This is a genomic window from Terrimesophilobacter mesophilus (genome assembly GCF_014200375.1).
GTDB classification, from domain to species: Bacteria; Actinomycetota; Actinomycetes; order Actinomycetales; family Microbacteriaceae; genus Terrimesophilobacter; species Terrimesophilobacter mesophilus.
In genome coordinates this window covers 1,562,132-1,575,294 of sequence record NZ_JACHBP010000001.1, presented here as the reverse complement: position 1 = coordinate 1,575,294, position 13,163 = coordinate 1,562,132, and the positions used below count along the sequence as shown (strand labels likewise).

12 protein-coding genes are annotated in these 13,163 nt (G+C 65.4%); 1 reads left to right on the top strand and 11 read right to left on the bottom strand.

Annotated features, from left to right (window positions below; translation table 11 throughout):
- From folE to BKA04_RS07795, 8 genes are all read right to left on the bottom strand, one after another.
- A complete protein-coding gene (gene folE / locus BKA04_RS07830) occupies positions 1-576 on the bottom strand; it encodes a GTP cyclohydrolase I FolE (RefSeq protein ID WP_104095918.1) in 576 nt (191 codons plus the stop codon).
- Positions 577-588: 12 nt separating this feature from the next.
- Positions 589-2,586: an ATP-dependent zinc metalloprotease FtsH gene (ftsH, locus tag BKA04_RS07825; protein WP_104095917.1), complete on the bottom strand. Its 1,998-nt coding sequence runs from the start codon at positions 2,584-2,586 to the stop codon at positions 589-591.
- A 148-nt stretch (positions 2,587-2,734) separates the two neighbouring features.
- The gene (locus tag BKA04_RS07820; protein WP_104095916.1) at positions 2,735-3,094 is read right to left on the bottom strand and encodes a hypothetical protein; all 360 of its coding nucleotides are present in this window, start codon (positions 3,092-3,094) and stop codon (positions 2,735-2,737) included.
- A gap of 10 nt (positions 3,095-3,104) precedes the next feature.
- Positions 3,105-4,325 (bottom strand): hypothetical protein, encoded by a 1,221-nt coding sequence (locus tag BKA04_RS07815; RefSeq protein WP_104095915.1) that lies wholly within the window; start codon positions 4,323-4,325, stop codon positions 3,105-3,107.
- Between the two features lie 75 nt (positions 4,326-4,400).
- A complete protein-coding gene (locus tag BKA04_RS07810) occupies positions 4,401-5,108 on the bottom strand; it encodes a hypothetical protein (RefSeq protein ID WP_104095914.1) in 708 nt (235 codons plus the stop codon).
- Positions 5,108-5,305, bottom strand: coding sequence for a hypothetical protein (locus BKA04_RS07805; protein ID WP_104095913.1), 198 nt, complete (start codon positions 5,303-5,305; stop codon positions 5,108-5,110). The genes BKA04_RS07810 and BKA04_RS07805 overlap by 1 nt, the downstream gene beginning before the upstream one ends.
- A gap of 178 nt (positions 5,306-5,483) precedes the next feature.
- Positions 5,484-6,971 (bottom strand): ADP-ribosylglycohydrolase family protein, encoded by a 1,488-nt coding sequence (locus BKA04_RS07800; protein WP_167309698.1) that lies wholly within the window; start codon positions 6,969-6,971, stop codon positions 5,484-5,486.
- 5 nt (positions 6,972-6,976) lie between these two features.
- Positions 6,977-7,333, bottom strand: a complete 357-nt coding sequence (locus tag BKA04_RS07795) for a hypothetical protein (protein ID WP_104095911.1) — start codon at positions 7,331-7,333, stop codon at positions 6,977-6,979.
- A 96-nt stretch (positions 7,334-7,429) separates the two neighbouring features.
- Here BKA04_RS07795 and BKA04_RS07790 point away from each other — a divergent pair, with 96 nt between their 5' ends.
- Positions 7,430-8,119, top strand: coding sequence for an NUDIX hydrolase (locus BKA04_RS07790; RefSeq protein ID WP_232842001.1), 690 nt, complete (start codon positions 7,430-7,432; stop codon positions 8,117-8,119).
- Here BKA04_RS07790 and BKA04_RS07785 read toward each other — a convergent pair.
- The 3 genes from BKA04_RS07785 to BKA04_RS07775 are packed head-to-tail and all read right to left on the bottom strand — an operon-like array spanning position 8,090 to position 13,075.
- Positions 8,090-9,715: a TM0106 family RecB-like putative nuclease gene (locus tag BKA04_RS07785; protein ID WP_104095909.1), complete on the bottom strand. Its 1,626-nt coding sequence runs from the start codon at positions 9,713-9,715 to the stop codon at positions 8,090-8,092. The genes BKA04_RS07790 and BKA04_RS07785 overlap by 30 nt on opposite strands.
- A gap of 3 nt (positions 9,716-9,718) precedes the next feature.
- Complete coding sequence (locus BKA04_RS12270) at positions 9,719-11,323, bottom strand: SIR2 family protein (protein WP_134542265.1); 1,605 nt, start codon at positions 11,321-11,323, stop codon at positions 9,719-9,721.
- 9 nt (positions 11,324-11,332) lie between these two features.
- Positions 11,333-13,075 carry a nuclease-related domain-containing DEAD/DEAH box helicase gene (locus BKA04_RS07775; RefSeq protein ID WP_104095907.1) on the bottom strand — a complete coding sequence of 581 codons (1,743 nt, stop codon included), beginning with the start codon at positions 13,073-13,075 and terminating at the stop codon, positions 11,333-11,335.
- Between the last annotated feature and the right edge of the window lie 88 nt (positions 13,076-13,163).

Sequence of the window (13,163 nt, the reverse complement as noted above, 5' to 3'; positions counted from 1 at the left end):
TCAGCCTTTCCCGATGAGGGTGACCGCTTCGGCGCGGGCGGCCGGGTCGGTGAGGGTGCCGCGTGCGGCGAGGGTGACCGTGGAGCTGCGCGATTGGCGTGCACCGCGCGCGGTGACGCATCCGTGCACAGCGTCGAGGACGACGAGAACGCCGAGGGCGTCGAGGCCGCGCTCGATCGTGTCGGCGACCTGTTCGGTGAGCCGCTCCTGCAGTTGCGGGCGCGCTGCGAGTGTTTCGACCACGCGGGGAAGTTTACCGAGGCCGACCACCCGGTCGCGAGGGACGTAGGCGATGTGGGCGATGCCGACGAATGGGAGCAGGTGGTGTTCGCACATCGAGCGGAAGTCGATGTCGCGCAGGATGATGAGTTCGCCGGGCTGATGTCCGGCGTCGGCGATGGTCTCGGTGTGGGCGAGGTGTTCGAGCGGGTCCTGGCCGATGCCGGCGAAGTATTCGGTGTAGGCCTCGGCGACGCGAGCCGGGGTCTCGACGAGCCCTGCGCGCGAAGGATCCTCGCCGATGGCTTCGAGGAGTTCGGTGACGGCCGAACGGATGCGCGCCGTGTCGATGCTCACGGTGCCGCCCTACTAGGCCGTTGCTATTCCGGGCGCCTTGCGGCGCGGGGCGCGCTTCGGCTTGCCCGTATCGGAGTCGACTCCGCCGTCCACGACGCCCTGGTCGATCGGCGCCTTCTCCGGCAGTGCGACCGGTGGGCGCTTCGACACGGGGCGGCCGGCGCTCGAGAGCCACTGCGGTCGCTCGGGCAGCCGCTTGACCTTCGCGAAGATCTCGGCGAGCTGGTTGTGGTCGAGGGTCTCCTTCTCGAGCAGCTCGGTGGCGAGGTTGTCGAGGATGTCGCGGTTGTCGTTGAGCACCTTCCATGCTTCGTCGTGGGCCTGCTCGATGAGTTTGCGCACTTCGGCGTCGACGGTTTCGGCGAGGGTTTCGGAGTAGTCGCGCTGGTGTCCCATGTCGCGGCCGAGGAAGACCTCGCCGCTGGACTGTCCGAGCTTGATCGCGCCGACATCCGAGCTCATGCCGTATTCGGTGACCATCTTGCGGGCGATCGCGGTGGCCTTCTCGATGTCGTTGGAGGCGCCGGTCGTCGGGTCGTGGAAGACGATCTCTTCGGCGACGCGGCCGCCCATGGCGTAGGCGAGCTGGTCGAGGAGCTCGTTACGGGTGACGGAGTAGCGGTCCTCGAGCGGGAGCACCATGGTGTAGCCGAGGGCGCGCCCGCGCGGGAGGATCGTGACCTTGGTCACCGGGTCGGTGTGGCGCATGGATGCGGCGGCGAGCGCGTGTCCGCCCTCGTGGTAGGCGGTGATGAGCTTCTCCTGGTCGCGCATGACGCGGGTACGGCGCTGCGGGCCGGCCATGACGCGGTCGACGGCCTCATCCAGGGCGCGGTTGTCGATGAGCTGCGCGTTGGAGCGGGCGGTCAGGAGCGCGGCCTCGTTGAGCACGTTGGCGAGGTCGGCGCCGGTGAAGCCGGGGGTCTTGCGGGCGAGCACTTCGAGGTCGACGCCCTTGGCCATCGGCTTGCCTTTGGAGTGCACTTCGAGGATCTTCTCGCGGCCCTTGAGGTCGGGTGCGTCCACGCCGATCTGGCGGTCGAAGCGGCCGGGACGAAGGAGGGCGGGGTCGAGGATGTCGGGGCGGTTGGTCGCGGCGATGAGGATGACGTTGGTCTTGACGTCGAATCCGTCCATTTCGACGAGGAGCTGGTTGAGAGTCTGCTCGCGCTCGTCGTGGCCACCGCCCATGCCGGCGCCACGGTGGCGGCCGACCGCGTCGATCTCGTCGACGAAGATGATGGCGGGGGCGTTCTCTTTCGCCTGCTGGAAGAGGTCGCGCACGCGACTCGCGCCGACGCCGACGAACATCTCGACGAAGTCGGATCCGGAGATGGAATAGAAGGGAACACCCGCTTCGCCGGCGACGGCGCGGGCGAGAAGGGTCTTGCCGGTGCCGGGGGGGCCGTACAGGAGCACGCCCTTGGGGATGCGCGCGCCGACGGCCTGAAACTTGGTGGGGTCTTTCAGGAAGTCTTTGATCTCGTGGAGCTCTTCGACGGCTTCATCCGCCCCTGCAACATCGTCGAAGGTGACCTTCGGGGATTCTTTGGAGACGAGCTTGGCCTTGGATTTGCCGAACTGCATGATCTTGTTGCCACCGCCCTGCATGCTGGAGAGCAGGAACCAGAAGACGACGCCGATGATGAGGAACGGGATGATGAGGCCGAGCATCGAGGTGAACCAGTTGCCTTTGTCGACCTGGTCGTCGAACTTCTTGAGGTCGGCGGCGTTGACTGCGGCGACGACTTCGGCGCCGCGGGGGGCCGCGTAGTAGAACTGGACCTGCTTGCCGTCGGTGCCGGCCTTCTTGAGGACGAGGTCGACGCGCTGTTCGCCATCCACGATGGTGGCGGAGTCGACTTTGCTCGTGGAGAGCAGCTGGAGGCCCTGCTGGGTGGTGACTTCGTGGAAGGACGAGCTGGTGAGCAGGCTGAAGCCCACGGACACCACGACGATCGCGAGCACGATGTAGACGAGCGGGCCGCGAAGAAAACGCTTGAAATCCATGAGCGATCCGGGCGATGGTCCCGGCACCTTTCTTCGGTAAAGGTTACCGGAGTGTTTCTAGGGGTTCGCCCAGTGTTTGCTGGGGGCGTAACCGCCCGTTCGCTCGTTGGGAAGCGGCCGAAGGTCGCGTACCGAAACCAAGCCCGGCCTACTCGATCATCAGCTCCCCCGGCGCCGGAAACCCCAGTTCGAAGACATCCGCCCCACTCCCCACCGCTGACGCGCTCCCCCACTCATCGGCGATCACGACGACCCGAGTGGTGTTGACCTCGCTGATCCGCACAGGCCGCTCACTCCCGTCGGCCAGCCGCAGCCGATGCCGCGCCGCAAGAAACCCGATCCCGCGAACCTCGAGCGCTTCTTCGGCGGCGACCCAGTCGAGCACCCCGTCGCCGACGGGCCGCCCCAGGATGTCGTACGCGCGAAACCCGTCGCCGTCCGGCGCGATCCACCCCACCAGCTCGTGGTCGCCTTCGCGCCGGTGCTCGATCCAGTCGTCAGGGAGCATTGACGGGTGTCTACCGCTCTCGAGGCGGCCGGGTGCGGTCGGAGACCTCTTTCGCGACTTTCTCCGTCAAGGTTCTCGCCCGATTGAAGGTCGCACCGCCGATGCGCCTTGCCGTCTCCACGCCCTCTGCGCCAGCGGCAACTACCCCGTCCCTCACTTCGGTGGCCGCCTCGCGCCAGCGCTTTGCCTCCAAGGCGTCCCGGCTTGACTCGATTCCCAGGATTTCGTTGAACGCAAGGACACGCTGGCCCACCTCGTTGGTCGAAACTGCAACCGCCCGCGGTGCAATGGGATGGAGGAGAACTTGCGCGTTCGCGACGCCAACGGCCGCATCGAGCCGCGACATGAGAGAGCGCGTGCTGTTCGCAATGAGCTCGAGGCGCGTCTGGCGGGCGTCCTTCAGGGCGACCCGATGCTGCTCCCAGTCGCCGGGCGAGGCGTCCAGAACTCGATCGAGCTCCAAGACGGTGAAGGCATCTTGAAGTTGAACACAGCGGGCGAGAACGGCGAGCCACTCGACAACCTTCGCTTCGGCATTCTTCGACGCCTTGGCAAGGTCGTCAGCCTTGTTCTTCTTTTCTACTTTGTCCGCGAGTGCATCGAGCTGGCGGAGTGCGTAGGCCTGCGTTCGCGCGACGATCATCGACGTCGTCTGGATCTTTGACCAGGTCACTTCCGACACCCGTCCGACCTGGGCGCGCAAGGTCATGGCTTCGTCGAGCGCCATTCCCGCGCCGATCATGTCGGCGAGCACGGCATCCTTCTGGGCGCGCAGAATGTCGTCCACCTTGGCGTCGATCGTAGCCAGGTATTCGGTGATCTCGTCCATGGCCTGCTGCATGGCCATCTGCGCCATCAGGCCGCCGACGCCGGCGAGGAAGGCGGGATTGGTGAGCGAGCCCGACGTGAACTCGACGATGCCCTTGATCTTTCCATTACCTGCTTGGACGACACCCCTGCTGAGGCCGGGCGTCGAGCCTTTCATGAGTCCAAAAGCATTGATCTTCTGAACGGACCCCTCCGTCAGCTTCACCCATCGACCTGAACCGGAAGCGAGAGCAGAGGCAGCGCTCGCAACCTGAGACCCGGCCCTCAGTGCCTGGCTGAGTCGCGGCAAGTCCAACTGCTGAGACGTGAGGCCTTCCGCGCGCAGAAAGGTGTCGACTGCCTTCGGATCGCCGATGATCGCGAGACCATCACCGTCGCTGATGATTTGAATCTCGTCGCTCATCGCCCTTTTTCCTTTTCGGCCCTTGATTGCGAGCCTGAAGACATTATGGCGGGGAGGTGTGGGCAGCGGATAGGCTCACCAGTTCCGCAAGGTCGATGCGGCTTGGGAAGTCAATGTCTTCGGCGCCGTAACCTTCCAGCCTTCACGACGCAAGACCTCGGCCGCATCTTCCTGAAGATCGCGAACCGCGGTACGGAACTGAAGCCGACGCCACTCCTCGCGCCCCGCATCTACTGCGGCGCGCCACCTTCTCCGACGATCAACACCGCATTCCTCGATGAGAAATTGCACCACATCTTCGAGGCAAGGCCGGAACCGTTCACCGCCAACAGGAAAGTGGAGCTTCGATAGCGTGTGCGGATTCTTGGCGTCCTTAGGCCGATGCTCATGCGCGAGAGTGAGCAGGTGGGTGAGCGATCCACGCTCCGCGTGGAACTGCCAGTGTGCGCGGGGCGCTTTGCTCATGTCGGCCCTGTAGTCGAGGTGAAACAGCGGTTGCCGGTCGAGAATCGAGAACACTGAAATGTCGGTCCGCACGTTCTTCAGGTAGGTGTCCGACCAATCAAGATCCAGATACATGGTGAAGTCGAGCGACGCTAGTTGCTTTCCGTCGACGAAGAGTGGGACTTGAGTCCGTTGCCCCACATTGTCGGTCGGCTGGACAACGAATCGATTGCCCGCGCCTCGGGCATCAACGCCGGGAGCCTTCGGCAGGCATGCCTGCAGCATCGCTCCGAGTTCGGCCGCGAATGACGATGCCCGCGTCGCCAAATCCGACGGCACTATGCGACTTCGACTTTGTCCTCGCCAAGAAGAAAGCCGATGACATCGAGTTCGGACAGCGCCTCATACTCGTCACCCGAGATCGTGCCAGACTCACCGGCCGCGCGAAGGTCCCGTTCGGAACGACCGATCGACGCGATGATCTCCTCGCGCCGCGACTCAAGCTCCTCGCTCGTGGGATACCGTACCGTGCCCATCTCTACCTCTCCCTTGGATACCGAGAGTAGACCACGAACCTCTGACACCGTAAGCATCTGAAGAGGCAATCATTCCTGTCAGAGATACTCCAAGGTGGCTTCGATATGCCGCCGATGGCGTCTACTCAACCAGCGACTCTCCTGTGATCGAGTGGCCTGCGAAGCGGGCGTATTGGAACTAACGGTGACGTGAGTCGTCGTGCCCGCCTGCGACGCGCGCTACCGCCTCCCGCAGCTCCGCGGCGGGGGCGAAGTGCGGGAGCGCCGCAGCGACATCCGACCAAGCTTGTGCGGGCGCGACGCCGCAGTGACGGATCGCATAGAGTGCCGCCACGGCCGCCGTGCGACTGCGCGCCTCAGCACAGTGCACGAAGACCTGCGTGCCCTCCGCGCGCAGAGCGGCGATGGTGTCCACGGCATCCGTGAGAACCCCATCGAGGTTCGCGTTGTGGCCGGGCTGATCGACGAGCCATACCCGGATGCTCTCCAGACCCTCCGGCACCTGCTCGGCTCCGACACGAGACAGTGAGACGACAACCCCGATTTCGGAGGGCAGGTCCGCGAGCGCACTCAACGATCCGAGCCAGACGCCGTCGTCGTGCGGATGCCTCCGCGCCGGCGTGTGCACGAACTGGGCTGTCGGCAGGAGTGCCGCCGTTGGCCATCCATCGCTCGTCGACTTGCCGCCACGCGTCGCCAGGAAGGCGAGGTCGGTGAGCCCGTTCGCATCGACGCCGGGCCATCCGTGCAGGATGCGCTTCCACACGAGCGGCACCTGGCTCGCGCCCCACAGCGCACCGGCGAGCGATCCCGCGATGGCGGCCACGGTGTCCGTGTCGTTGCCGCCGCGCACCGCCCGCTCGAGCACGTCCACCACCTGGGTGCGGCCATCCGCAGCGCGGGCACCGGCGACAGCGGCGAGCGCACCCTGGAACGCGCGCACGACCCAGCCGTTCTGCGCCGTGAAGTCGCGCGGGTGGGCATCCGGAGCGAGTGCCTCGTCGATGAGCCCGGCCCATCGGTCGCGCCGCTCGGCCAGCAGCCAGTCGAGCTGAGCGCGGATGTCGAGCTCGCCCGTGCGTACGGCGTGACGGATCGCGAGGCACCACAGCACGCACGCGTCGATGTTGTCGTCCTCCCAGTGGGTGAGTTGCGCGAGCCGCCCGGCGGCGTCGATGAGCGCTGGCTCCTCGCCATCGCCCAGGTATCCGAGGGCGACGGGCCCGGTGCGCATGAGCGACCCGTTGCCTGCGCTGCGCCCAGACCGCTCGTGCACCGAGCGGGCTGCAGTTCGCGCGTGCTCCTCGGTGTATTCGCCGTGGAGGGCCCCGAGCACTGCCGAGGTCTGCACGCCGACATCGCGCGAGCTGCGCGACCACTCGAACCACTCCTCGACGATGTGCCCCAGCGTGGCGGCGTCGTTGAGCGAGTCGCCGCGGGCGAGCGCCTGCAGGATGGGCATGGCCATCGAGGTGTCGTCGGTCCACTCGCCGCGGGCGTGCCCGAAGTGGCCGACCCCGAACTCGACCTGGCGGTCGTCGGCGAAGGCGCGACCGAACTCGTACTGCGATCCGAGGGCGTCGCCAGCGGCGGAGGCCAGCACGGCGCCGATCGCGCGATCCAGCTGTCTGGCCTTTCGGGCTTCTGGGTTCACGTTCTCACTCATCTCGGTCATTCTCCTCGTTCGGCCATGCGCGATTCGGTGCGCGGGCCGGCACCGTAGCCCTCACAGGTGTTCTCACCGATCACGGGCGTGTCAACGAGCGCACGGTTGCCACCCGGTCCACGGGTCCCCTGGTAGATGAAGACGTAGTAATCACCGATCGTCTCGTCATACGCCCGGTAGTAGTAGGCGAGAGGGCTGTTCTCGGGCGGCTGCTGCAGGGGGTGGCCGAACCCGTCGGGCACCGTACCGTTCGGCAGGATGGGGAGCTTGTAGCGCCTCCCGTCGAGTGGGCCGCCGAGCATGACGCACGGAGCGTAGCCGAACTCTCCGTCCTTGAAGGACTGGGGCATCTCATCTGACATCAGAATCTCCTTTAGCTAACATTTCGCCTAAATGGCTTCTGTCATCAGTATGCACCTCCCCAACGACATTGGCGAAATCTGCGCTAATCTTCTTCTGTGACCCAACGGATGACGAACCCCTACCGCGACAGCGCCGGAAAGTCCCTCGAGGACTACCCTCGGCCATCTGTGGCGGTCGACACGGCGGTGCTCACTGTGCCGGATTCTGGCCGACTGAGCGTGCTACTGACGAGGACCAATGACGCCATCGCAGATGACGGCGCCCAGTGGCGGCTGCCAGGAACCTTCCTCCACGACGGAGAGAGACTGGCCGAGGCAGTGCTCCGGTCGCTCCGCGAGAAGGCCGGCGTCGAGGGCCTTCGCCCACGGCAGCTTCGGGTTTTCGATGAGCCTGAGCGCGATGACCGCGGGTGGGTTCTGTCGGTGGCGCATCTGGATGTCGTGGCGGCCAACCGTATCCGTCTCGTCGAGCGCACACGCATCGTCCCCGTCGACGAGCTGCCGGCGCTGCAGTTCGACCATGAGGAGATCGTCGCGGCCGCCACCGCGACTCTGCGCGCGGAGTACCGCGCGGCACCGGACCCATGGGCGCTGCTCGGCACCGAGCCTTTCACCGTGCGCGACCTGCGCCTGCTGCACGAGGCGATCGCCGGCAAGCGCTTCAACCCGGACACGTTCCGTCGCACGATGCTGCCCGGGCTCGTCGCGACGGGTGAGCTGAGAACGGGCGCTCGCGGGAAGCCGGCCGAGCTCTATCTACGCGTCAACCCCGTGCCCGCTGGTTGAGTAGTCCGGCGCAGCCGGGCGTATCGAAACCGGCTCCGGCAGCGACTTCAGCCAGTTCCGCAAGCGCAGAGTCGACACGCAGTCGTAGCGGTTATAGTCCGCAATGCGATCGAGAATCGTCTGCGCCTCCGCGGCATTCCCGGCATCCATCGCCTCGCGTGCCTTCCAATACTCTTCAACCGAGCCGACCGCCGTCGTCACCCCGTCATCCGACCGCAGCTCGTCGCCCATGTAGAGGGGCTCGATCTTCTTCAGGGAGTACGACCGCAACCCGATCTGCAATGCGCCCCGCACGGTCTTGAGCAGGTCGACGAACAATCCGCCCTCGATGAGCGCGGCGACCCGACCCTCACCGACATCGTGCCGCGCGGCGATCTTCTTGAGGTGGGTGATCTCGTGGCTCGCATAGTGGTACACGTGCATCGACGGGTACGCGGTGAGCCTCGATTCGACGAGCTCCAGGAAGTCGAGAAGTGCGGCCTTCTCCTCCTCAAGCGTGTGCGCCCAGAACGGCGTGAACTGCTCCTCCACGTCGATGACGCCCCATAGGTAGTCGAGATCCCACTCGATCGTGTCACCGCTGCCTTCGCTGGACATCGGATCGCCCTCGAAGTCGAAGAACAGGTCGCCGGGATCGTGCGGTGGCAGGGCGGCGATCAGTGCTGGATCGACGACCTCGAGCGGCGGGAGGGACTCAGGATGCTGGGCTGCTGCGTGCTGCAGGCGTGCCTGGTTCTGCAGTTTCGCATACGTCCGCGCGGGAATGCCGCCACCAGCTGGCTGCTGGATCGCGGCCGCGAGATCGGCCACGGTGCGAATGCCCACTGCGCGCAGTTTCAGTCGCTGCGCGCCCAGAAGGTTGGCCACCAGCGTGACATCGTTGACCGCTTCAGCTTCGGGCACGCAGTGCACGCACCGCCGGTCAGCGGTGTAGCGGTCGTCGCCCCACTCGACCGGACCCGCCTCGGCGAGGTGTTCAGCGACGAGCTCGCGCATCCGGTCGCGGCGCTTGACGAGTCCCGCGCGGAGGTCGGCGATGTCGTGCTCGACGCTCGTCCCGTCGCCGAGCAGGATCTCGACAATGTCGTCCACGGGCACGCCGAGCCGTTCAAGTTGCTCGTGGTACAGCGCGAGCTGATCCTGCATGTATGGCTTGGAGGAGCGGGCGAGTTTGGTGTCCTGCACGCGGTAGCGTCCGTCGGGTCGCAGCACGATGAAGTCGGCGTAGCCGATAAACGGGCGGTTCGGCTCGGTCTCGTCGAAGAATGTGCCCTGGAAGACGACGGGCGCGCCGGACTGTAGAGCTTCGAGAGTGGAGGATGCGGCGATTCTCAACGTGTCGCGGTCGCGTGGTTCCGGGTGCGCGATTTCGATCACACGGTCGCCGTACTGCTCCCGGTACTGCGCCAGTTGCGCAAGCTCCCGCACTCCTCCAAGTTCGCCGGCCTTGAGCAGCATGGGGTCGTCGTCAGTGGGGGCCGCGTCGATCCGCCCAAGTCGGTAGTCGAGCATCCGCAGGAAGGCGAACTCACATTCGGACGCCAATTTGAGGTCGCTCGCACTCGTCACGAGCGTGTTTTCGTCGAGTAGGTACATGAGTCAGCCACCGAGCTCTTGGAACAGTCGCTCGATGACGGGCCAGCTCGCATCCTCACGGTCCTGCTCGTCCAGCGTGTCCCTGAACTGCATGAGCTTCCTCCGAAGTTGATCTTGTGAAGCGGTCAACGAGGACTCGAAACTCTCGTGAAGCAGGTACGAGTGGCCATCTGTGGCATGGGCGAGCACGGCGTCGAGGAAGATCTCCAACTGCCTGCCAGCCTCACGTTGGTCGTCGGCTGAACCCATGACGACGAGATCTAATTGCTCACCCCAGAGGGCCTGGTCCAGATCATCGGCTTTCATTGTCAGCGCGGTGCCCAGTTTGTTGGATTCTGACGTCGGAATGGCTTTCCGGACATCGTGGACGATCTGATGAAAGTGATCATCCGCGAGCCCGAAGCCGACGAACAGCAGGTGATGGGTGATGAGGTTGGCCTTCACAATCGCCGAGAGCGCTTCACGATTGGCGTTGTAGCCGAGGTAATCATCCCGCGTCAGCACTATTGTCTTGGGGTCCTTTATCGACCCGTGGAGCTTGAGAAGCCACTTGTCGGATACACCGCCTTGGGAGCCATCCGCTGGAATGATGGTCCGGGGATCTTCGACATCGACAGATGCAGTCTCGAACTGGGTGTCGTAGTTGAGTGTTATCGCCTGCTCCGTTCGCAGGCTCGCCAACAGGGCGGGAGCCAAACCGTAACGGTCTGTAGAGACCGCGTCGGCAACGGCATTTCCAAACGCCGACACGTCACCGTATTCACGTCGATACGCCTCGCGAAGGTAGGCGGCCTGGTCGAGCGCACTCCGGCCCGGGGAGTTGAGAGAGATCGTCTGAGCCTCGGTCATCCTGACTCCATCAGCCAATTTGGCGATCAGGTCAGGCCACGTCGGCCCTCCAGCGCTCACGCTCACTCCCGCGCCCATGAATGGCACCAGCTTTCCGCTTCGAGCGAGCTCGGCCAACCGTTCGATGACCTCTCGCTGATTCGGTGTGAGCGTCGACCATTGACCATTCATGCTCTTGCGCAGCTGTTGCGCCAACGCGAAAGTGCGTTCGTCTCGCAGCACAATGACCACGTCAACGTCGTGCTCGCTCGCAGCGACGCGTGCCTGGCTAAGCAGAACGTCCAGGATCTCGCCCTTCTTCAGCGCGCCCCCTCCACCGGCGCTGCCGAATTCGGGCATCGCGAACAGTCGCTTTGCCCTCCGTTCCTGAGGGCGGGCTCGAGTCGATCGCTCCGAAACACGGATGAATTCGGCAACCGCTTCGCCCAGCTCGACGAGGTCATCCGGGCCGCGGAGACCCTTCGGCGGCACTGCGCTAAGTACCGGAAGTGGTGAGGTCGTCGGCCAATCCACAATGGGTGTCGATTTGATAGCCCCGGCACCGAATCCTTCCACCTTCGACCGCGCAATGACCTCGTCCGTCAGCCCCGGAACCGCTGTGCGCCAAGCCGGCCGGATGCTGTAGTTGCTGTCCGTGGGAAGCATCCACGCGTCGCATTCGAGGTGCGTGATGTCCCCGAGGGTCACGAAGACGTGGCTATCGCTCATGGGAACACGGTAGCGGGCGGCGAAGCGTTCTGGGTGGCTTCGATGCGCCACCGATGTCGGCTACTCAACCAGCGACGGCCCCTCCAGCAGCACCACGCGATACTTGCCCCGGCTCTCGGCGACATAGCGCACATCGTCCCAGGAGTGACCGGTGGACTCGACCCAGTCGCGGGCGTCGGCGTCGAGGTCGGTGACGACCACGGCATCCGCGTCGAGGCCCTTGAACTTGGAGACCGAGAACCAGCGGATTCGCCCGGCGCCGTCCTCGCGGGCGAGTTGCTTGCGCAGCCAAGTCTCGTCCGGCGTGCGCCCCGAACCGCGCAGCACCCGTGCGGCAAGGGAGCTCTTCCCTCCGAACGGGCTGAGCACGACGATGTCCTCCGGCTCGTAGTCGACGAGCAGTTCGCGCAACGCGGTCGCCAAAGCAGCGGTTTCGGTGGCGTCACCAACGGGGACCCGACTGAGACCGCCGGGCAGCGTGCCGGGCATCCGGTGGCCGGTGAAAGTGAAGGTTGGGTCGAGGTAGCGGGAGACGCCGTCGGCGATGGAGGGCAGCATCCGGCAGTTGCGGCGCACCCGCGCGTGCACGATGCCGGGCAGCCGCGAGCGCGCGACCGAGACCGAACCCGGCGCCGCGGAGCTGGTGCTCAGGATGCGCTGCCGGTCGTCGCCGGCGAGCACGACCGGGCAGTGTGCGATGGGCGAGGCGGTGAGTGCCAGCACGAGGTCGAGCACCGCGGGTTGGTCGGCGAGGTCTTGGAACTCGTCGATGCACAGAGCCTGGTAACTGGCAAGGTGCGGATGCTCGCGCACGGTTTCGAGCGCGCGCTGCGGAAGCGTCTGGCGGTACCAGGTGTTGTCGGCATCCGGTGGGTTGGCGGCCAAACCGCACAGGCGCAGCATGAATGAGTTGACGTCCTCGATGTCGATGAGCTGGGTGCGGCCGCGCACCATGCTCCGGAGTTCGTCGGCCATGAGCACGTTCCAGCAGGTGAGCAGTGTGGGCATGTGCAGGTCGCGGGCGAAGCGGATGGCCGACTCGACGAGTAGGAAGCTCTTGCCCGTGCCGGCCGGCCCGTCGAAGTAGACGTGCGGATTGGTCTGGAGTAGTTCGAGTGCGAAGCGCTGCTCGGCGAGGAGTCGCGCCTCGCGGGTGGTGCGGTCGCGCTTGTCGTCGGCCTTGGTGCGGCCCGCGGTGAAATCGGCGAGGAGGGAGTCGGAGATCTCGAAGACGTGCTCTGCGGTCATGGTCGCCGGATCGATGGCGACCTCGTCGACTTGTTTGAACCAGGCGAGGTGTTCGTCCAGCACTTTTTCAATGAGCCGGGCGGGGCGGTCGAGGTCTTCCTGCCAGCCGAGCTCCCACTCGAAGAACTGCAGGTCGCCCGGGGTGCGGTTGACGAACTGGTGGCGGCCGAGGGAGGTGAACCAGACCAGGCGCGCGATGGGCTCGTCGCCGCGCAGGATACCGGCCTCCTTGAGGTGGCCGCGCAGGCTGCGGCGGGCGCCGTCGAGTTGGCGGAGCGGATCTTTGCCCGGTTTAGGTGTGCGGTCAAGGTGCCAGCGGCCGCTCTTGTATTCGACGTAGGCGGGCGACTTGGCTTCGATGATGACAATGCCCCGGCCGGGAACGATCACGAGGAAGTCGATCTCGCCGCTCAGCCCGGCCTGGTGCCGCCCGATCGCGAGTGAGTGGATGACGACCCAGTCCGGCCGGTCCAGGATGCCTTCGAACGAGCGAAACAGGTCGCGCTCGGATCGATTCGCCCCTGGGCGCGGCTCGGGCGGGATCATGCGGGGCATGTGCTCACCCTAGTGAGGAGGCGAAGCTGACCGTCACTACGTGCCCTGTTTACGGGGTGTACTGGGACGTCCACGTGATGGCCTACCC